22 protein-coding genes are annotated in these 20525 nt (G+C 53.2%); 8 read left to right on the forward strand and 14 right to left on the reverse strand.

Translation table 11 applies throughout. The features are described from left to right. Positions 1 to 98: 98 nt before the first annotated feature. From xseB to yajO, 4 genes are read left to right on the forward strand one after another with little or no spacing between them, the layout of a single operon-like run. Complete coding sequence (xseB, locus tag NNN64_RS08410) at positions 99 to 341, forward strand: exodeoxyribonuclease VII small subunit (RefSeq protein ID WP_096759458.1); 243 nt, start codon at positions 99 to 101, stop codon at positions 339 to 341. Then, complete coding sequence (gene ispA / locus NNN64_RS08415; protein ID WP_271441087.1) at positions 342 to 1241, forward strand: (2E,6E)-farnesyl diphosphate synthase; 900 nt, start codon at positions 342 to 344, stop codon at positions 1239 to 1241. A gap of 24 nt (positions 1242 to 1265) precedes the next feature. After that, positions 1266 to 3128, forward strand: a complete 1863-nt coding sequence (gene dxs / locus NNN64_RS08420) for a 1-deoxy-D-xylulose-5-phosphate synthase (RefSeq protein ID WP_271441088.1) — start codon at positions 1266 to 1268, stop codon at positions 3126 to 3128. 56 nt (positions 3129 to 3184) lie between these two features. Continuing rightward, positions 3185 to 4159 (forward strand): 1-deoxyxylulose-5-phosphate synthase YajO, encoded by a 975-nt coding sequence (gene yajO, locus NNN64_RS08425; protein ID WP_271441089.1) that lies wholly within the window; start codon positions 3185 to 3187, stop codon positions 4157 to 4159. 106 nt (positions 4160 to 4265) lie between these two features. On the opposite strand, the gene pgpA is transcribed toward yajO, so the two are convergent. The 6 genes from pgpA to nrdR form a co-directional block, all read right to left on the reverse strand. Further along, positions 4266 to 4784 (reverse strand): phosphatidylglycerophosphatase A, encoded by a 519-nt coding sequence (gene pgpA / locus NNN64_RS08430; protein WP_003021578.1) that lies wholly within the window; start codon positions 4782 to 4784, stop codon positions 4266 to 4268. Beyond that, on the reverse strand, positions 4762 to 5739 hold the full coding sequence (gene thiL / locus NNN64_RS08435; RefSeq protein WP_271441090.1) for a thiamine-phosphate kinase: 978 nt from the start codon (positions 5737 to 5739) through the stop codon (positions 4762 to 4764). Before thiL ends, pgpA begins: the two co-directional genes overlap by 23 nt. A gap of 76 nt (positions 5740 to 5815) precedes the next feature. Next, positions 5816 to 6235 carry a transcription antitermination factor NusB gene (gene nusB, locus NNN64_RS08440; RefSeq protein WP_000801129.1) on the reverse strand — a complete coding sequence of 140 codons (420 nt, stop codon included), beginning with the start codon at positions 6233 to 6235 and terminating at the stop codon, positions 5816 to 5818. Positions 6236 to 6254: 19 nt separating this feature from the next. Beyond that, on the reverse strand, positions 6255 to 6725 hold the full coding sequence (gene ribH / locus NNN64_RS08445) for a 6,7-dimethyl-8-ribityllumazine synthase (protein WP_003021575.1): 471 nt from the start codon (positions 6723 to 6725) through the stop codon (positions 6255 to 6257). Between the two features lie 86 nt (positions 6726 to 6811). Next, positions 6812 to 7915: a bifunctional diaminohydroxyphosphoribosylaminopyrimidine deaminase/5-amino-6-(5-phosphoribosylamino)uracil reductase RibD gene (gene ribD / locus NNN64_RS08450; protein WP_271441091.1), complete on the reverse strand. Its 1104-nt coding sequence runs from the start codon at positions 7913 to 7915 to the stop codon at positions 6812 to 6814. Positions 7916 to 7918: 3 nt separating this feature from the next. Next, positions 7919 to 8368: a transcriptional regulator NrdR gene (gene nrdR, locus NNN64_RS08455; RefSeq protein WP_003021571.1), complete on the reverse strand. Its 450-nt coding sequence runs from the start codon at positions 8366 to 8368 to the stop codon at positions 7919 to 7921. A 154-nt stretch (positions 8369 to 8522) separates the two neighbouring features. On the opposite strand from nrdR, the gene NNN64_RS08460 reads away from it, so the two are divergent. Together NNN64_RS08460 and NNN64_RS08465 are read left to right on the forward strand one after the other, a co-directional pair. After that, positions 8523 to 9062, forward strand: coding sequence for a DUF3251 domain-containing protein (locus NNN64_RS08460; RefSeq protein WP_137384643.1), 540 nt, complete (start codon positions 8523 to 8525; stop codon positions 9060 to 9062). Positions 9063 to 9360: 298 nt separating this feature from the next. Beyond that, positions 9361 to 10242, forward strand: coding sequence for a nucleoside-specific channel-forming protein Tsx (locus NNN64_RS08465; RefSeq protein WP_271441092.1), 882 nt, complete (start codon positions 9361 to 9363; stop codon positions 10240 to 10242). 45 nt (positions 10243 to 10287) lie between these two features. Here NNN64_RS08465 and NNN64_RS08470 read toward each other — a convergent pair whose 3' ends face one another. The 7 genes from NNN64_RS08470 to queA form a co-directional block, all read right to left on the reverse strand. Next, positions 10288 to 10980, reverse strand: coding sequence for a helix-turn-helix transcriptional regulator (locus tag NNN64_RS08470; protein WP_271441093.1), 693 nt, complete (start codon positions 10978 to 10980; stop codon positions 10288 to 10290). 23 nt (positions 10981 to 11003) lie between these two features. Then, positions 11004 to 11369, reverse strand: a complete 366-nt coding sequence (locus NNN64_RS08475; protein WP_271441094.1) for a VOC family protein — start codon at positions 11367 to 11369, stop codon at positions 11004 to 11006. 168 nt (positions 11370 to 11537) lie between these two features. Next, positions 11538 to 12509 carry a protein translocase subunit SecF gene (secF, locus tag NNN64_RS08480; RefSeq protein WP_137384645.1) on the reverse strand — a complete coding sequence of 324 codons (972 nt, stop codon included), beginning with the start codon at positions 12507 to 12509 and terminating at the stop codon, positions 11538 to 11540. Positions 12510 to 12519: 10 nt separating this feature from the next. Further along, entirely contained in the window at positions 12520 to 14367 is a 1848-nt protein-coding gene (secD, locus tag NNN64_RS08485) for a protein translocase subunit SecD (RefSeq protein WP_271441095.1), read from the reverse strand. Between the two features lie 27 nt (positions 14368 to 14394). Continuing rightward, on the reverse strand, positions 14395 to 14727 hold the full coding sequence (gene yajC, locus NNN64_RS08490; protein ID WP_061155582.1) for a preprotein translocase subunit YajC: 333 nt from the start codon (positions 14725 to 14727) through the stop codon (positions 14395 to 14397). Positions 14728 to 14749: 22 nt separating this feature from the next. Beyond that, complete coding sequence (gene tgt, locus NNN64_RS08495; RefSeq protein WP_045440480.1) at positions 14750 to 15877, reverse strand: tRNA guanosine(34) transglycosylase Tgt; 1128 nt, start codon at positions 15875 to 15877, stop codon at positions 14750 to 14752. A gap of 208 nt (positions 15878 to 16085) precedes the next feature. Continuing rightward, the gene (gene queA, locus NNN64_RS08500) at positions 16086 to 17150 is read right to left on the reverse strand and encodes a tRNA preQ1(34) S-adenosylmethionine ribosyltransferase-isomerase QueA (RefSeq protein ID WP_271441096.1); all 1065 of its coding nucleotides are present in this window, start codon (positions 17148 to 17150) and stop codon (positions 16086 to 16088) included. Positions 17151 to 17240: 90 nt separating this feature from the next. Between queA and acpH the strand changes: the two genes are divergently transcribed. Both acpH and NNN64_RS08510 read left to right on the forward strand, forming a co-directional pair. Next, on the forward strand, positions 17241 to 17822 hold the full coding sequence (gene acpH, locus NNN64_RS08505; RefSeq protein WP_271441097.1) for an ACP phosphodiesterase: 582 nt from the start codon (positions 17241 to 17243) through the stop codon (positions 17820 to 17822). Between the two features lie 169 nt (positions 17823 to 17991). Beyond that, entirely contained in the window at positions 17992 to 18594 is a 603-nt protein-coding gene (locus NNN64_RS08510) for a peroxiredoxin (RefSeq protein WP_003021524.1), read from the forward strand. Positions 18595 to 18654: 60 nt separating this feature from the next. Here NNN64_RS08510 and NNN64_RS08515 read toward each other — a convergent pair whose 3' ends face one another. After that, positions 18655 to 20523 (reverse strand): amidohydrolase, encoded by a 1869-nt coding sequence (locus tag NNN64_RS08515; RefSeq protein ID WP_271441098.1) that lies wholly within the window; start codon positions 20521 to 20523, stop codon positions 18655 to 18657. Positions 20524 to 20525 lie beyond the last annotated feature (2 nt).

Consider the following 20525-nt stretch of genomic DNA (forward strand, 5'->3'; position numbering starts at 1 on the left):
ATCGCGCGGCTACTGTGCACATTGCGCGTTATTTGCTTATCAGTGCGAGTCCGTTACCATAGTCTTGTGCTGTCAATACAGAGAGTCAGACATTCATTATGCCGAAGAAAAATGAAGCGCCCGCCAGTTTTGAAACTGCGCTGAGCGAGCTGGAACAGATTGTCACCCGTCTGGAAAGCGGCGATTTGCCGCTGGAAGAGGCACTGAACGAATTCGAACGTGGCGTACAGCTGGCACGTCAGGGACAAGTCAAATTGCAACAGGCTGAACAGCGCGTGCAAATCCTGCTGTCAGAAACTGAAGACGCCGCCCTCACGCCTTTTACACCGGATAATGAGTAAATGGATTTTACGCAGCAGCTACAGACTTGCGTTGAGCAGGCTAACCAGGCACTGAGCCGTTTTATCGCGCCACTGCCCTTTCAGAACACTCCCGTGGTCGAAACCATGCAATATGGCGCATTATTAGGCGGCAAACGTCTGCGCCCATTTTTGGTTTATGCTACCGGTCAGATGTTTGGCGTGAGCCTGAGTACGCTTGACGCCCCCGCCGCCGCGGTTGAGTGCATCCATGCCTATTCACTGATGCACGACGATTTACCCGCGATGGACGACGATGATCTGCGTCGCGGCCTGCCAACCTGCCACGTCAAGTTTGGTGAAGCGAATGCGATTCTGGCCGGTGATGCGCTGCAAACGCTGGCGTTCTCTATTATCAGCGACGCCCCGATGCCAGAAGTCACCGACCGTGACCGCATCGCCATGATCTCTGAACTGGCTCAAGCCAGCGGTATCGCCGGTATGTGTGGCGGTCAGGCGCTGGATCTGGCAGCAGAAGGTCAGCAGGTAGAACTGGCGGCGCTGGAGCGTATTCATCGCCATAAAACCGGCGCATTGATTCGCGCCGCCGTTCGTTTGGGTGCGTTAAGTGCTGGAGATAAAGGGAGAGAACTTCTGCCGATACTCGACAAATACGCCGAAAGTATCGGTCTGGCCTTCCAGGTTCAGGATGACATACTGGATGTGGTAGGCGATACTGCAACATTGGGTAAACGTCAGGGTGCCGACCAGCAGCTTGGCAAAAGTACCTATCCTGCACTTCTGGGTCTTGAGCAAGCCCGGAATAAAGCCCGGGATTTAATTGAGGATGCCCGCCAGTCGTTAAGTTTGCTGGCCGCACAATCTCTCGATACCTCGGCACTGGAAGCGCTAGCGGACTACATAATCCAGCGTGATAAATAAACCAACATATCCAATGAGCTTGCGATGAGTTTTGATATAGCCAAATACCCGACCCTGGCGTTGGTCGACTCCACCCAGGAGTTAAGACTGCTGCCAAAAGAGAGCCTGCCTAAGCTTTGCGACGAACTGCGCCGCTATTTGCTCGACAGCGTGAGCCGTTCCAGCGGGCACTTCGCCTCTGGTCTGGGCACGGTGGAACTCACCGTCGCGCTGCACTATGTCTACAACACCCCGTTCGACCAGTTAATCTGGGATGTGGGACATCAGGCTTATCCGCACAAAATTCTTACCGGCCGCCGCGATAAGATTGGCACTATTCGCCAGAAAGGCGGCCTGCATCCGTTCCCGTGGCGCGGCGAGAGTGAGTATGACGTACTGAGCGTTGGCCACTCCTCAACCTCTATCAGCGCAGGCATCGGCATTGCAGTTGCCGCCGAGAAAGAAGGCAAAGAGCGCCGCACCGTATGCGTCATTGGCGACGGTGCCATCACCGCCGGGATGGCGTTTGAAGCGATGAACCATGCGGGCGATATTAAGCCTGACATGCTGGTTATCCTCAACGACAATGAAATGTCGATTTCGGAAAACGTCGGTGCGCTGAATAACCACCTGGCGCAACTGCTCTCTGGAAAACTCTATTCGTCGTTGCGCGAAGGCGGGAAGAAAGTGTTCTCCGGCGTTCCGCCGATTAAAGAGCTGCTCAAACGTACCGAAGAACACATCAAAGGTATGGTTGTGCCGGGTACGCTGTTTGAAGAGCTGGGCTTTAACTATATTGGCCCGGTAGACGGTCACGACGTGCTGGGTCTTATCACCACGCTGAAAAACATGCGGGATCTGAAAGGCCCGCAGTTCCTGCACATCATGACCAAGAAAGGTCGTGGCTACGAACCAGCAGAAAAAGATCCGATCACCTTCCACGCGGTGCCAAAATTCGATCCGTCCAGCGGATGTCTGCCGAAAAGCAGCGGCGGTCTGCCGAGCTATTCAAAAATCTTCGGTGACTGGCTGTGTGAAACTGCAGCAAAAGACAACAAGCTGATGGCGATTACCCCGGCAATGCGTGAAGGCTCCGGTATGGTGGAGTTTTCCCGTAAATTCCCGGATCGCTACTTCGACGTGGCGATTGCCGAGCAGCATGCAGTAACTTTTGCTGCAGGTCTGGCGATTGGTGGTTATAAACCCATCGTCGCTATCTATTCCACGTTCCTGCAACGCGCCTACGATCAGGTGCTGCACGATGTTGCCATTCAGAAACTGCCGGTACTGTTCGCCGTTGACCGGGCAGGAATCGTGGGTGCCGATGGGCAAACCCACCAGGGGGCGTTCGATCTTTCCTTCCTGCGCTGCATCCCGGAAATGGTCATTATGACCCCGAGCGATGAGAACGAATGTCGCCAAATGTTGTTTACCGGCTATCACTACAACAATGGCCCAACGGTCGTGCGTTATCCACGCGGTACTGCCGTAGGTGTTGAGCTGACGCCGCTGGAACAATTGCCTATCGGCAAAGGTATCGTCAAGCGTCACGGTGAGAAACTGGCGATTCTGAACTTCGGTACGCTGATGCCGGAAGCGGCTCAGGTCGCGGAATCGCTGAACGCAACGCTGGTCGATATGCGCTTCGTGAAACCGCTGGATGAAGCACTGATTCTGGAAATGGCAGCACAGCACGACGCGCTGGTGACGATTGAAGAAAACGCCATTATGGGCGGCGCAGGCAGCGGTGTAAACGAAGTGCTGATGGCGCACCGTAAGCCGGTTCCGGTACTGAATATCGGCCTGCCTGACTTCTTCATTCCCCAGGGTACTCAGGACGAGGCTCGCGCCGAACTGGGCCTGAATGCAGCCGGAATTGAGGCCAAAATCAAGGCCTGGCTGGCATAATCCCCCCCTCGCTCCTGCTATGCTTAATGAATAACACGCTAAGCAGGAGCGAATTTATGCAATACAACACCTTAGGAAAAACAGACCTTCGGATCTCCCGCCTTTGTTTGGGCTGCATGACGTTTGGCGAACCCAATCGCGGCAATCACGCCTGGACGCTACCAGAAGAAAGTAGCCGCCCGATTATCAAACATGCCCTTGAGGGGGGTATTAACTTTTTCGATACCGCAAACAGTTACTCCGCAGGCAGCAGTGAGGAAATTGTCGGCCGTGCGCTGCGCGATTTCGCTCGTCGGGATGACGTCGTAGTAGCCACCAAAGTTTTTCACCGTGTTGACGACCTGCCGGAAGGATTATCTCGTGCGCAAATTCTGCGTTCTATTGATGACAGTCTGAAGCGTCTTGGTATGGACTATGTCGATATCCTGCAAATTCACCGTTGGGACTACAACACGCCCATTGAAGAAACGCTGGAAGCGCTTAATGACGTCGTGAAAGCCGGGAAAGCGCGCTACATCGGCGCATCATCCATGCACGCTTCGCAGTTTGCTCAGGCACTGGCCCTGCAGAAACAACACGGCTGGGCGCAATTTGTTAGCATGCAGGATCACTACAACCTGATCTACCGCGAAGAAGAACGCGAAATGCTACCGCTTTGCTCTCAGGAGGGTGTGGCGGTGATCCCATGGAGCCCGCTGGCGCGTGGTCGCCTGACGCGCCCGTGGGGAGAAACGACCGCGCGTCTGGTTTCCGATGAAGTCGGCAAAAACCTGTACGAAGAAAGTGATGAAAACGACGCGCAAATTGCTGCACGATTGACTGGCGTCAGTGAAGAACTGGGCGCTACACGAGCGCAGGTCGCTCTGGCATGGCTGTTAAGCAAACCTGGCGTCGCCGCACCGATTATCGGCACATCGCGTGAAGAACAGTTGGATGAATTACTTAATGCGGTAGATTTAACGCTGAAACCAGAGCACATTGCCGAACTGGAAATGCCGTACAAACAGCATCCGGTGGTGGGATTTAAATAAGCGCGGTTGTAGATTGTAGATCGTAGGCCCGATAAGCGCCGCGCCATCGGGCAATCAGTGCCGGATGCGCTATGCTTATCCGGCCTACAACGGCCTCAAAAAGGGGTTAAATGATGCCTACCGGCCAGTGATGGCCAATAAAGTACAGTATCCCGGCGGACAGTATCCCGGCCACGATATCATCGATCATGATCCCCGTGCCACCATGTACGTTACGATCGAACCAGCGAATCGGCCAGGGTTTCCACATATCCAGAATACGGAAAATCACAAATCCAGCGGCAACCCACTGCCAGTCGTTGGTCGGCAGCGCCATCAGGGTTATCCACATTCCGACAAACTCGTCCCAGACAATGCTGCCGTGATCGTGCACACCCATATCTTTTGCCGTTTGATGGCACAGATAGACGCCAATACAGATCGACAGCATGACTACCAGTGAATAGAGTTGCCACGGCAGAAATGTCATTAAATACCAAAATGGGATCGCCGCCAGCGATCCCATGGTGCCCGGTACAATCGGGCTCAATCCGCTGCCAAATCCGGTAGCCAGCAGGTGCCACGGATTGCGCATGCTCAAACGGCTTTTTGCGACATCTTTTTTAAGGCGCGGCAAAATGGTCATATCCTTTCCAGTCGAACGTGACGGGTTTTCCATCACGCGTAAAATGAATGCCTTCCACATCCGCACTCATCTGCCCAATGCAGGTAAACGGTGTGCCGAGATGCCCCAGCGCGACGTCCAGCGCCCCACGATTCATTTCCGGTACGGTAAAGCATAACTCATAATCTTCACCGCCCGAGAGCGCCCAACGCAACGCCTGTTCAGGCTCGACGTGTTGGGTAAACGCAGTGGAATATGGCAGAGCATCGACGTTAATCCGTGCACCGCAGCCACTGGCATTAACGATATGGCCCAGATCTGAAATCAGACCATCCGAGAGATCGATTGCGGCACTCGCCAGGTCGCGCAGGGCTTGCCCTTGTAAAATTCGCGGCGTGGGACGCAAGTGGCGCTTGAGCAGATAGTCAGCATCTTGTGCATCGGCAACCTGCAACCGCTGCTGCAAAATTGCCAACCCGGCTGCACTGTCACCCGGCGTACCGGTAACGTAAATCCAGTCGCCCGGCTTCGCACCGGAGCGTTTTAAGGCCCGTCCAACCGGGACGTAGCCATGAATACCCAGCGTCATCGACAGTGGCCCACGTGTGGTGTCACCGCCAATCAACTGCATATCATAGTAATTCAGGAGCTCAAACAGGCCATCACTGAAAGCTTCAAGCCAGGCTTCATCGACATCAGGCAATGTAATTGCTAGCGTCAGCCATGCAGGATCAGCCCCCATCGCCGCCAGATCGCTCAAGTTCACCGCCAGCGCTTTCCAGGCAAGGTCTGTGGGATCGATATCGGGGAGGAAGTGGTTGCCTGCCACCAGTGTATCGGTACTGATCGCCAGCGTTTGTTTTTCAGGGATGTTCAGAAGTGCGCAATCGTCGCCAATACCGGTTTCGACATCAAGACGAGAGCTTCTTACGCGGTCAAAATAACGGGCAATCAGGGAAAACTCGCCACATGCCATACGTTATGCCTCAGCAGGAAAAAAGAAAAAGCCGGGGAAAATGGAAACAGGTTCCACCCTCCAGCCGGCCTCGGGATCACTTTTTGTTGGGGCGAATCACAGGTGCTGCTTTATCCAGTACGCCGTTGACGAATTTGTGGCTATCTTCAGCGCCGAAGGTTTTCGCCAGTTCAATCGCTTCGTTAATGGCCACTTTATACGGCACATCACTACGCTTAGACAGTTCAAACAGCGCAATACGCAGCACGGCTTTTTCTACCTGACCCAGCTCTTCCAACAGGCGAGACAGGTAAGGCTTCATCAGTCCATCCAGGTACGCGCTGTTAGTCGCCACCCCGGACAGCAGTTCACGGAAATACAGAACGTCGACATCTTTTACGTCCTGTTCCGCCAGGAACTGGTATTCAACATCAGCGATGTCGTTCTGGGACAACTGCCAGGAGTAGAGCGCCTGGACGGCACACTCACGGGCGCGGCGACGAGCAGCAGGTTTCACGGATTTCCCCTTACAAAAATCAGGCCTTAATGGCTTTCAATACATTAATCATTTCAAGCGCAGTCAGTGCAGCTTCTGCGCCTTTGTTGCCGGCTTTGGTGCCAGCACGTTCGATGGCTTGTTCAATACTTTCGGTGGTCAGAACACCGAAGGCTACCGGGATACCGCTGTCCTGAGCGACATGCGCCAGGCCATTGCTTGCACCGCCAGCCACATATTCGAAGTGTGCGGTACCGCCACGGATAACCGTACCCAGCGCAATCACCGCGTCATATTTACCGGTTTTTGCCAGTGCGTCAGCCGCCAGCGGCAGCTCATACGCGCCTGGAACCCAAACGACGGTAATATTTTCATCTTTAACCTGACCAATACGTTTCAGGGCGTCGATCGCACCTTCCAGCAGGCTGTCATTGATAAAGTTGTTGAAACGCGCAATGGTGATGGCGACGCGAGCGTCCGGGGTAGCAACGTTAGCTTCAATAATGTTCATATTCTTCCTTCGGATTCACTAGACCCCGCAGGGGGGCGGATTTTATCATAATAATCTGTGCGCTGCTTCCCTTTCGAACCGGGAGATCATGCGCCCACTAAATGCAGGCAAAGGTCCGGACCTACATGGCGTATTTCGTTGAATTTGAAATGGGGGGCATCAGCCAGTTTCTCAAGGCCTGGAAGCACACATAATCCCCGGGCATCGCTGCCTAACAGTTTAGGCGCAACATAGACGATTAGCTCATCCACCACGCCAGCCTGTAATAACGCGCCTGCAAGTGTTGGCCCGGCCTCAACCCAAATGCTGTTAATTTGCTGCTTGCCCAGCTGCATCATCAACACCACCAGATCCAGATGCCCGTTATGTTCCGGCACTTTCAGGCTACGAACCGTTTCCGGCCAGCTGCGAGGATCGTCCTGGGTACGGACAATCCAGGTTTCTCCGGGCTGTTGCACAATGCGATGCGCCGGTGTCACCTGGTTCTGGCTATCAAGTACAATTCGGATTGGCTGACGCACATTTTCCTGCGGATAACTCGCCTGGGTTGGCTCCCCCAGTTCTTCCCAACGGACGGTAAGCTGAGGGTCATCCGCCAGTACCGTGGCACTGCTGGTTAAAATGGCATGACTTTGCGCGCGCAGGCGTTGCACATCGCGACGTGCCTGCGGCGAGGTGATCCACTGGCTTTCACCACTGGCCATCGCCGTACGCCCATCAAGCGAGGCACCCAGCTTGAGCTGTACGTAAGGGAATCCGGTACGCATCCGTTTGAGAAAGCCCTTATTAAGCTGCTCAACTTCGCTCATCATCAGGCCATGGCTGACGTCAACGCCCGCCTGCTGCAAGCGATAAAGCCCGCGGCCAGCGACCTGTGGATTGGGATCCTGCATAGCGGCAACCACACGCGTCACACCGGCGGCGATCAGCGCATCGCAGCACGGCGGCGTGCGACCATGATGGCTACAGGGTTCAAGCGTCACATAGGCCGTTGCCCCCTGCGCTTTTTCTCCCGCCATACGCAGAGCATGGACTTCGGCATGAGGCTCGCCCGCGCGATGGTGGTACCCCTCACCGACGATTTCCCCATCTTTAACAATCACACAGCCCACGTTGGGATTGGGGTGAGTAGTAAAACGTCCGCGCGCAGCAAGCTTCAGCGCTCGCGCCATGTACAATTCATCCTGCATGGCTTAGTCCTGTAGGCGAGCAATCTCTTCGCCAAATTCTTTGATATCTTCGAAGCTCCGGTAAACCGAGGCAAAGCGGATGTAGGCGACTTTATCGAGCTTTTTCAACTGCTCCATCACCAGATTGCCAATCATCTTACTCGGCACTTCACGCTCGCCTGTCGCACGCAGCTGTGATTTTATATGGTTTAACGCCATTTCGACGTCATCAGCGCTGACCGGACGTTTTTCAAGCGCTCTGAGCATGCCGCTACGCAGCTTCTCTTCATTAAAGGGTTCACGCACATCGTTGCTTTTTACAACGCGCGGCATAACAAGTTCAGCCACCTCAAAGGTGGTGAAACGTTCGTTACAGACCAGACACTGTCGGCGGCGGCGTACCGAAGAGCCCTCGCCCACAAGACGAGAGTCAATTACCTTAGTGTCTACGGCGAAACAGAATGGGCAATGCATACGGCGTCCTGTACCTTAGTGGTTCGCAGAAATCTATTTTACCCTGAACTGGCGTGACAACAAAGGCGGAGCGCTTTTGAGACAAAGGATCGATGCCTTCGTGCTCTGCGCACACTACCATTATGCTATCGCGACAATGAAGGAAGTAATCACAATGACAAGACGTTACCTAAGAATTCTCCTGGTGGGAAGCCTCTTTAGCCTCAGCGCCTGTGCACAACAAAGCGAAGTACGCCAGATGCATCAAAGCGTTAGCACGTTGAATAAAGAGATGACGCAGCTCAATCAGGAAACGGTAAAAATTACGCAACAAAATATGTTGAATGCCAAATCGACCAGTGGAGCTTACCTGCTACCCGGTTCCAAAACACCTGCCCGGCTGGATAGTCAGATCGGCACGTTGCGTATGTCGCTGGTGAATATTGCGCCAAATGCGGCAGGAACGCGCCTGACACTGCGTATTCAGGGGGAATCGAATACCCCGCTCCCTGCCTTTAGCGGTACTGTAGAGTACGGACAGATTCAGGGCACCACAGACAACTACCAGGAAGTGAATGTACAGAATCAGTTGATAAACGCCCCGGCAAGTATCCTTGCCCCCAGCGACGTGGATATTCCGTTGCAGCTAAACGGACTGTCTCCTGACCAGTTAGGTTTTGTTCGCATCCACGACATCCAGCCTGTTAGTCAATAAACTTTTTGCGGAACGTTTTTGTGCGTTCCGCAACACCAACCTGCCCCATTTTGTTACTCCTCTGACATAAGCGATATTTCCGGTAAAACTTGGCAACATTCACCGGAGCCAGTACAATTCGCCGCCTAAAGTACGCAAACGTGAACGCAATCGATTACGTAAATGATAGAACTGTGAAACAAGACATATTTTTGTGAACAATGATTTTTATAATAGGCTCCGAAGAAATACGAAATATTTAGAAACGCAATTTGCGTCTTTTTCACTCCCGAAAGGGATTTCAAACAGTGGCATACATATGAAAAAAACATTACTTGCAGCCGGTGCAGTACTGGCGCTCTCCTCGTCATTTACTGTTGCAAGCGCGGCAGAAAATGACAAACCGCAATATCTTTCCGACTGGTGGCATCAGAGCGTTAACGTTGTGGGTAGCTACCACACTCGCTTCGGACCGCAGCTCCGTAACGATACCTACCTGGAATACGAAGCGTTTGCCAAGAAAGATTGGTTCGACTTCTATGGTTACATGGATGCACCGGTATTCTTCGGTGGTAACACCGATGCGAAAGGTATCTGGAACCACGGCTCTCCGCTGTTCATGGAAATCGAACCCCGTTTCTCCATCGACAAACTGACCGGTACCGACCTGAGCTTCGGTCCGTTCAAAGAGTGGTATTTCGCGAACAACTACATCTACGACATGGGTCGTAACAAAGATGGCCGCCAGAGTACCTGGTACATGGGTCTGGGTACCGACATCGACACCGGCTTGCCGATGAGCCTGTCCATGAACGTGTACGCTAAGTACCAGTGGCAGAACTACGGTGCTGAGAACGAAAATGATTGGGACGGCTACCGTTTCAAAGTGAAGTACTTTGTACCGATTACCGAACTGTGGGGCGGTAACCTGAGCTACATCGGTTTTACCAACTTTGACTGGGGTTCCGATCTGGGTGATAAGAGCGCCTACGCTGAGAATGGCATTAAACAGCGTACTAACAACTCTATCGCCTCCAGCCACATTCTGGCGCTAAACTATGACCACTGGCATTATTCTGTCGTTGCCCGTTACTGGCACAACGGTGGTCAGTGGAACGATAACGCGGATCTGAACTGGATGAATGAAAACGTTCGTTCTACCGGTTGGGGTGGTTACCTGGTTGTAGGTTACAACTTCTAATCCAGTAAATTTATCAAAGACAAGCCAGCTTAACCGCTGGCTTTTTTATGGCTGATCTTCACAGCGTACCTTACGTAAAAAGTCACTTAGCGAACGATCCGCCGATTCGCGAAAATGCCTGTCGAGTGGCGTGATCTTCAGACAACGATCAACGCGAAAACAGCGATAATCGTCACGATTCTCACACCATGCAACCAGCAGCCAGTGCTCGCCCCCGAAAAATAACCCCAACGGCTGAACGTCTCGCCAGGAGAGATTCCCGGACTCATCGCGATAATGCAGCGCCAGAATCTGCTGCGCCGAAACCGCGCGATGAATAAGATCGAACGCACTACGTGAATGCGGCTGATTACCAAAATCTGGTGCGAAAATCCGCGTTTGTTCGGCCCTGCGCCGACTCTCTGGCGGCAATATCGCCAGCACTTTTTCCTGCGCGGATTCCAGCGCTTGTGAGAGTGAATCCCCGCCCCATGTTTTCAACAGCCGAATCGCTACCATCAACGCTTCTGATTCGTGATGCGTTAACATCAACGGCGGCAGATCAAACCCGGCCATTAAGCGATAGCCACTGCCCACTTCACCCTCAATGGGCACGCCGGATAAAGAGAGATCGCGGATATCGCGATAAATTGTCCGTTCAGAAACCTCAAGACGCTCTGCCAGCAGCGCCGCCGTTGTCACTCGCCTGCCACGCAGGATTTGTACAATCTGAAACAAGCGGTCGGCGCGTCGGGTCATTTTAGTCCTCTGTCCTGAAAATATTACGCGGGTTGATGTAAACCAACACGATTGCCTTCGCTGTCAGTAAACAGCGCAATCGTGCCAATATCCTGCCCCAGTTCGATCGGGCCAAACACACACTGGCCGCCCGCGGTAGCGACGCGTTCAAGCGTTGCCACTAAATCATCCGTATGCAGATAAATAATAGCGCCCTGCGCTGAAGGCGTAATACCGTCAAATTTAGCCAGCGCCCCACCAGGAGCAGGCTCCTGATACGGGAATACGGCCAGCTCAGCGCAGTCCATGTTCTCCCGGCGCAAAGAAATCTGCATCACTGGCTCATAAAAAGCGATGGCGCGATCCATTTGTACCACGGGGATTTCAAACCAGTTAATAACGTTTTTCATACATCCTCCTGCCTGTGTGAGTAGTCTCAGAAGGACTATAAGACAGGGCTACTGACAGCATACTGTCAGTAATGTGACGACAGAAAAAGATCATGGTCTGCTGCTAAATCGCAGGCAAAAAAAATCCCGACCTTACGATCGGGATTTCAGTTCTTTTGCCTGCGTTGGTTAAGGCAGAATTGACGGTTGATCCGCCCCTTCTTTCTCGACCTTCTGCTGCAGCATGTGCTCGCGCTTCATACCCAGCTTCAACGCCAGAGCCGAAGCCACATAGATAGACGATGCAGTACCGATGGACACACCGATAAGCATGGTCAGCGAGAAGCCTTCCAGTACCGGGCCACCGAACAAGAACAGCATCAGGATAACCATCAACGTGGTACCGGATGTAATCAACGTACGGTGCAGCGTCTGGGTCAATGACACGTTAAAGATTTCGTAAGGCGTACCGCGACGAATCTTGCGGAAGTTTTCACGAATACGGTCAGATACCACGATACTGTCGTTCAACGAGTAACCGATTACCGACATCAGTGATGCAACGATAGTCAGGTCAATCTCTATATGGAACAACGACAGGATCCCGAGCGTAATGATAACGTCGTGCGCCAATGCGATAACCACACCTGCCGCCAGTCGCCACTCGAAGCGGAAACCAACATAGACCAGGATGGAGATCAGCGCCGCCATCAGCGCCATCGCACCAGTTTGAGCAAGATCGGCCCCCACGCTCGGCCCAACGAATTCAATTCGCTTCACCGCCGCGTTTTGGTTGGTGGATTCGTTAATCACACTCAACACTTTGCTGCCCAACACCTGGCCGCCGTTTGCCCCTTCAGTTGGCGGCATACGCACCATAATGTCGTGGCTGCTGCCGAAGTTCTGCAGCAGCGGATCCACAAAGCCCGCTTTCTCCAGCGCATCGCGCATCACGTCCATATCCGCTGGTTTTTCCAGCGTAATTTCAATCACCGTACCACCGGTGAAATCGAGCCCCCAGTTAAACCCACGCACGCCCATCACAATGATGGCCGCAATCAGCAGGAAACCAGAAATGCCGAAAGCCCAGTAGTCCCAGCGCATAAAGTCCCAGACTTTACGGCCGTGGTTCAATTGTTCAACAGTATATTCCTGTGCCACATCGCACTCCTCAGATTGACAGCTTTTTGACGCGCTTGCCGCCATACAACAGGTTTACGATGGCACGTGTACCGACAATCGCGGTAAACATCGACGTCGCCACACCAATACCAGTAGTAATCGCGAACCCTTTAATTGCCCCGGTGCCGACTGCGTACAGGATGATGACCTTGATCAACGTCGTAATGTTCGCATCGAAGATGGAGCTAAATGCACCCGCATAACCTTCATTGATTGCTTGCTGCACCGAACGTCCGTTGCTCAACTCTTCTTTGATACGTTCGTTGATCAGTACGTTAGCATCGACCGCGACGGCAAGGGTTAAGACGATCCCCGCAATACCCGGCATACTCAACGTCGCCCCCGGCAACAGTGACATAATGCCGACAATCAATACCAGGTTGGCAATCAGCGCGCTTGTCGCAATCAGACCGAACTTCTTATAGAAGAAGATCATGAACAGAATTGAAACCACCAGACCGGCCAGACACGCTTCCAGACCCTGTTTAATGTTCTGCATACCCAGGGTTGGGCCGATTGTCCTTTCTTCAACAATCTGAATCGGCGCAATCAATGCACCAGCACGTAACAGCAGGGAAAGCTGACGCGCTTCGTTCGGGTTGTTGATACCGGTAATACGGAAGCTGTTGCCTAGGCGAGACTGGATGTTGGCAATGTTAATCACCTCTTCCTGTTTCACCAGAACGGCACGACCGTTGGCATCTTTCTTACCGCTGTCTTTGTACTCCACGAACAGGGTCGCCATCGGCTTACCGATGTTGTCCTTGGTGAAGTTAGACATGATGTTACCACCTGCGCTATCCAGCGAGATGTTAACCTGCGGCTGATTGTATTCATCCTGGCTGGAAGTGGAATCGGTGATATGGTCACCGGTCAGGATCACGCGCTTGTACAGCACTACTGGCTGACCTTCACGGGATTGTTTCACTTCCGAATCACCCGGAACACGTCCGGATGCCGCAGCAGACTGGTCAACGTTGGTATTTACCAGACGGAATTCCAGCGTCGCGGTTGCGCCCAAAATTTCTTTCGCACGCGCAGTATCCTGGATACCAGGCAGTTCGACGACGATACGGTCAGCACCCTGACGCTGAACAACAGGTTCAGCAACACCCAACTGGTTAACACGGTTACGCAGGATGTTGATGTTCTGCTGGACCGCATATTCACGCGCTTCACTCAGGCGCGCATCGGTCATCACCGCACGCAGCGCATTGCTGCCCTGGCTGGAAATCACCAGATCCTGGTGACGCTTGCTCAGGTAAGAGATAGCTTCATCACGGGCATTTCCATCACGGAAGGTGATGCTCAGACCGTAGTTATCTTCTTTACGAACGGTAGTATAAGGAATGCCTTTTTCTCGCAGATCGCTGCGCAGGCTATCGATATTTTGTTCCTGCAATTTACCCAGTGCGGTGTCCATATCCACTTCCATCAGGAAGTGAACGCCGCCACGCAGATCAAGACCGAGTTTCATCGGTTCTGCGTGAATGGCTGCCAGCCAACGGGGTGTTGCCGGAGCAAGGTTAAGCGCCACGACGTATTGATCACCCAGCACGCCCATCAACACTTCACGTGCGCGCAGTTGGGTATCGGTGGAGTCAAAGCGCGCAAGAATAGCGCCCTCTTCCAGAGCCACAGACTTAGGTGTGATTTTATCTTCTTGTAACGTTTTCTGGACCTGGATCAGCGTTTGCTCACTGGCGGCGGCACCGCGCACGCCAGTGATTTGAACAGCCGGATCCTCACCATACAGGTTGGGAAGTGCGTAAAGCAGGCCGACGACAATAACGACGACCAGCATAATGTACTTCCACAAAGGATAACGGTTTAACACGGCAGTTCCCTTTGGGAAAACAATAAATTACAGCGCCTTCATCGTGCCTTTCGGCAGAACGGCAGCTACGAAATCACGTTTGATAACCACTTCAGTGGTGTCGTTCAGCGCGATAGCGATGTAGCCAGTTTCTGCTACTTTGGTCACGCGACCTACCAGGCCACCGTTAGTCAGCACTTCATCACCCTTGGCAATGGAGCTCATCAGGTTTTTATGTTCTTTGGTACGCTTTTGCTGTGGGCGCAGGATCATGAAGTAGAAAATCAGACCAAACACCACCAGCATCAGAATCAGAGACATCGGGCTGCCCTGCGCCGGAGCACCTGTTGCCGCTACCGCATCAGAAATAAAAAAGCTCATTCAAATTCCCTCATTATTAAAATTAATCAACGTTCAAAGGTGGAACAGGTCGACCCTGACGTTGGTAAAAATCGGTCACGAAGCTCTCTAATTTACCCTCTTCAATAGCCTTGCGTAAACCCGCCATCAAACGCTGGTAGTAACGAAGGTTATGAATCGTATTGAGTCGCGCGCCCAATATTTCGTTGCAACGATCAAGATGATGCAAGTAAGCACGCGAATAATTGCGACAGGTGTAGCAATCACACTCGGCATCGAGCGGACTGGTGTCGCTTTTATGTTTCGCATTACGAATTTTTACCACGCCGTCAGTCACAAACAAATGACCATTACGGGCATTTCGCGTTGGCATCACGCAGTCAAACATATCGATACCACGACGTACGCCTTCAACCAGATCTTCTGGTTTGCCAACGCCCATCAGATAGCGAGGTTTATCTGCCGGAATTTGCGGGCAAACATGTTCCAGAATGCGGTGCATATCTGCTTTCGGCTCACCGACAGCCAAACCGCCGACAGCGTAGCCATCAAAGCCGATATCTACCAGACCTTTGACAGAGATATCACGTAAATCTTCGTAAACACTGCCCTGAATGATGCCAAAAAGCGCATTTTTGTTGCCAAGGCCATCAAAACGGTCACGGCTGCGCTTCGCCCAACGCAAAGACATCTCCATTGAGCGTTTAGCATAGTCCCAGTCAGCCGGATACGGTGTACATTCATCGAAAATCATCACGATATCGGAACCGAGATCGTATTGAATCTCCATCGACTTCTCGGGATCGAGGAAAATCGGATCGCCGTTGATCGGATTACGGAAATGCACACCCTGTTCGGTGATCTTACGAATATCGCCCAGGCTGAAGACCTGGAAACCACCGGAATCGGTGAGGATCGGTCCTTTCCACTGCATGAAATCGTGCAGGTCGCCGTGCAGCTTCATGATTTCCTGGCCTGGGCGCAGCCACAGGTGGAAGGTGTTGCCGAGAATAATTTGTGCGCCCGTCGCTTCAACTTCTTCCGGCGTCATACCCTTAACAGTGCCGTAAGTACCGACCGGCATAAAGGCAGGCGTTTCCACTACGCCACGATCAAAAACCAGGCGGCCGCGGCGAGCGCGACCATCTGTGGTGTCCAGTTCAAATTTCATTTTTTCTCCTGCATCAGAGAGACAGTCTGATGATTAAACTTTCCCCATGGATTCACTCCACGGAGTATAAATATTTTAACCCACTGGCGAAGGCGCAATCGGCGCAGCCAGTTTGGGGGCGACCAGCGCGCAGCCACCGGAGCGTACACGCAGTACGTGAGGATGGCGAGCACTGCCCGACATCAACATGGCAAGTGAGATAGCCTTCTCACGGTCGCTCAGAAATAGCCTGCGGATTGTACGTGATAAACATCGCATCCCCGTAACTAAAAAAGCGATATTCCGCTTTTACCGCTTCATGATAGGCGTGCATGGTGTTTTTGTAGCCAGCAAAGGCAGAAACCAGCATGATCAGCGTCGATTCCGGCAGATGGAAGTTGGTTACCAACGCGTCTATCACTTTGTATTGATAACCTGGATAGATGAAGATCTGCGTATCGCCGAAGAACGGTTCAATAAGGTCGTTTTTGGCTGCCTGCGCTGCGCTTTCCAGTGAACGCACGGAGGTAGTGCCCACGGCAATAACGCGGTTACCGCGCGCTTTTGCCGCCAGCACAGCATCAACCACATCCTGCGGTACTTCCGCGTATTCCGAGTGCATGATGTGATCTTCGATAGTGTCTACACGCACCGGCTGGAATGTCCCTGCCCCCACGTGTAGCGTAACGAACGCCATCTCAATGCCTTTATCGCGCAGTTTGGCCAGCAGCGGATCGTCAAAGTGCAGACCCGCGGTCGGCGCGGCGACCGCGCCCGGTTTTTCGCTATACACGGTCTGGTACAGTTCGCGGTCAGCATCTTCATCCGGGCGATCGATATACGGCGGCAGCGGCATATGGCCGATGGCGTTGAGGATATCCAGCACGTTGCGCTCGTCGTTAAACTCAACTTCAAACAGCGCGTCATGGCGGGCGACCATCGTCGCATTAATACTTTCGTCGTCACCCAGCAACAGTTCAGCGCCCGGCTTCGGCGCTTTCGAGGCGCGAATATGCGCCAGAATACGTTTGTCATCCAGCATTCGCTCGACCAGCACTTCAATCTTGCCGCCACTGGCTTTACGACCAAACAGACGAGCCGGGATCACGCGGGTGTTGTTAAAGACCAGCAGATCTCCAGGGTTGAGCTTATCGAGCAAATCGGTGAAAGTACCGTGCGTCAGCGCGCCCGTCGGCCCATCCAGTGACAGCAAGCGGCAACTGCTGCGCTCAGCTTGCGGATAGTGGGCAATCAGGGATTCGGGTAATTCAAAGGTGAAATCGGTAACGCGCATGACACTGACTCAGACTAAAATAAGAGGCGGGTAGTCTAGTGCCGGGGCGCTTTCCCTGCAACCTTTACCCCTCTGGATGAATATCAAACCATGAATTTTCTTGCACATTTGCATCTGGCTCACCTAGCCGACAGCTCACTCTCCGGCAATCTGCTGGCCGATTTTGTCCGGGGTAATCCGGAAACGCTCTACTCGCCTGACGTGGTGGAAGGCATTTTCATGCACCGCCGAATCGACGTAATGACCGATAACCTGCCGCAGGTGCGTGAAGCCAGAGAGTGGTTTCGTAGCGAAACGCGTCGCGTCGCACCGATTACGCTGGACGTCATGTGGGATCACTTCCTGTCTCGGCACTGGTCAGAAATCTCTCCCGATTTCCCGCTGACGGATTTTGTTCGCTACGCGCACACTCAGGTTGCCACTATTCTGCCAGAATCACCGCCGCGCTTTATTAATCTGAACAATTATATGTGGTCAGAGAAATGGCTTGAGCGCTATCGCGACATGGATTTTATCCAGAACGTACTCAACGGGATGGCCAGTCGCCGTCCACGTCTCGATGCTCTGCGTGATTCATGGTACGACCTGGACACCCATTACAATGCCTTAGAAGAGCGCTTCTGGCAGTTTTACCCGCAGATGATGGAACAGGCACGCCGTAAAACGCTTTGATTGCAGCATGCGTTGTAGGGCCGGATAAGGCGAGGCCACTATCTGGCGAACATTGATAGTCAAAACCTGTCTCATTGATTGCCAGCGCCTCTTTGTCTTATTGCCAAACACTCTCTATACTGGCCCGCGTTGCGTTCCAAAAACCCCTTAACTTTGCAGGAGAATTTATATGGTACTGGTAACTCGTCAGGCTCCGGATTTCACAGCAGCTGCGGTACTGGGTAGCGGTGAGATTGTTGAAAACTTCAACTTCAAACAGCATACCAACGGTAAAACCACCGTTCTGTTCTTCTGGCCAATGGACTTCACCTTCGTTTGCCCGTCTGAACTGATCGCATTCGACAAGCGTTACGAAGAATTCCAGAAACGTGGCGTTGAAGTGGTTGGCGTTTCTTTTGACTCTGAATTTGTCCACAACGCATGGCGTAACACCCCTGTCGACAAAGGCGGCATCGGTGCAGTGAAATACGCAATGGTTGCTGACATCAAACGCGAAATCCAGAAAGCCTACGGCATCGAGCACCCGGAAGCGGGCGTTGCTCTGCGTGGTTCTTTCCTGATCGACGCTAACGGCGTTGTTCGCCATCAGGTTGTTAACGACCTGCCGCTGGGCCGTAACATCGACGAAATGCTGCGCATGGTTGACGCGCTGCAGTTCCACGAAGAGCACGGTGACGTTTGCCCGGCGCAGTGGGAAAAAGGTAAAGAAGGTATGAACGCGTCTCCGGACGGCGTAGCAAAATACCTGACCGAAAACGTTTCCAGCCTGTAATTGGCACGAATCGAAAAAAGGCCGCAAAAGCGGCCTTTTTTATTGGCACTGACCCGTCCGTTAAAACGCGAAGCAGGAGCAGCCGAGCGCACCCCAGAAGGCCCGGTCATCTGATACCGGTATCCCTGATTTACGCGCAATATCATGCTGGTGGCCATGTACACCACAACTTCCGCAGCACTGATGCATCTGCACCATCGCCCCAACCTTCGCGGCAGCTGGCGGTGCTGAGCGATAATGTCCCGGTACTTTCACAACGGGCGACCAGTCAGGGACAACCGGAATCGCTGGGGGGGCCAGCGGGGAGAAATGTCCGGCCGCATAAACTACTTTGCCATCGACAATGGTCATCACTGACTCAATGCCTTTGATCTCTTCTTCCGGCACGCTGAAATAGTCTTTTGACAGCACCACCAGATCTGCCAGTTGATCCTTTTCAATACGCCCTTTCTTCCCCTGCTCGCTGGAGAACCAGGCGCTGCCGGCTGTCCACAGTTCCAGGGCAACATCTCGCGCCAGGCGGTTGTTATCATCGTACATCGCCATACCGCCAACGGTGCGTCCTGATACCAGCCAGTACAACGCTGTCCACGGGTTGTAACTTGCCACGCGCGTAGCATCGGTACCCAGACCAACCGGTACATCAGCCGCCAGCATTTTCGCCACCGGCGGCGTATGTTTCACCGCCTCTTTGCCATAGCGATCGATAAAATACTCGCCCTGGAACGCCATACGGTGCTGAACGGCAATGCCACCGCCCAGCGCTTTTACCCGCTCGATGTTGCGTTCAGTAATCGTTTCGGCGTGATCGAAGAACCAGTGCAGGCCATTGAACGGGATGTCACGGTTCACCTTCTCAAACACGTCGAGCATACGGCTGATGGACTCATCATAGGTCGCATGCAGGCGGAACGGCCAACGATGTTCCACCAGGTGGCGCACCACGCGCTCCAGTTCCTCTTCCATCCCTTCCGGTAAATCCGGACGTGGCTGCAGAAAATCTTCGAAGTCAGCCGCCGAGAAGACCAACATTTCCCCTGCCCCGTTAGCACGATAGAAGTCGGTTCCCTGCCCGGGTTTGAGCATATCCGTCCAGCGCTCAAAATCTTCCACTTCCTGCTTCGGACGCTGGGTAAACAGGTTGTAGGCAATACGCACTGTCATCTGCTGGTTAGCGTGCAGTTGCTCGATGATCTCGTAATCTTCAGGATAGTTCTGGAAGCCGCCGCCGGCATCGATGGCGCTGGTCAGCCCCAGTCGGTTCAGCTCACGCATAAACTGGCGGGTCGAGTTAACCTGCATCTCCAACGGCAGTTTTGGCCCTTTCGCCAGCGTCGAATAGAGGATCATGGCATTCGGTTTGGCTATCAACATTCCGGTTGGATTACCATTGCCGTCACGCACAATCTCTCCCCCCGCCGGGTCCGGTGTGGCTTTGGTGTAGCCAACGGCTTTCAGCGCCGCGCGATTCAACAACGCCCGGTCGTAGAGGTGCAAAACAAATACCGGTGTATCCGGTGCAGCATCGTTCAGTTCTTCCAACGTCGGCATACGGCGTTCGGCAAACTGAAACTCGCTCCAGCCGCCAACCACCCGCACCCATTGCGGAGACGGCGTCCGATCGGCTTGCTCTTTGAGCATGCGCAGCGCATCTGCAAGCGATGGGACCCCTTCCCAGCGTAGTTCCAGGTTGTAGTTCAACCCACCGCGAATGAGGTGCAGGTGTGAATCATTTAAACCCGGGATCACAGTGTGTCCCTGCAGATCGACAATCTGCGTACCATCGGTTGCAAAGCTCATAACCCGATCGTGACTACCCGTCGCGAGGATCTTCCCGTTGGCGATCGCCACCGCCTCTACCTGCGGGCTTTGCTTTTCGAGAGTATGAATTTTTCCGTGAGTCAGAATCAGTGTGGCAGTTTGAGACATAA

It is taken from the genome of Citrobacter sp. Igbk 14 (genome assembly GCF_028069825.1).
Classification (GTDB): domain Bacteria; phylum Pseudomonadota; class Gammaproteobacteria; order Enterobacterales; family Enterobacteriaceae; genus Citrobacter.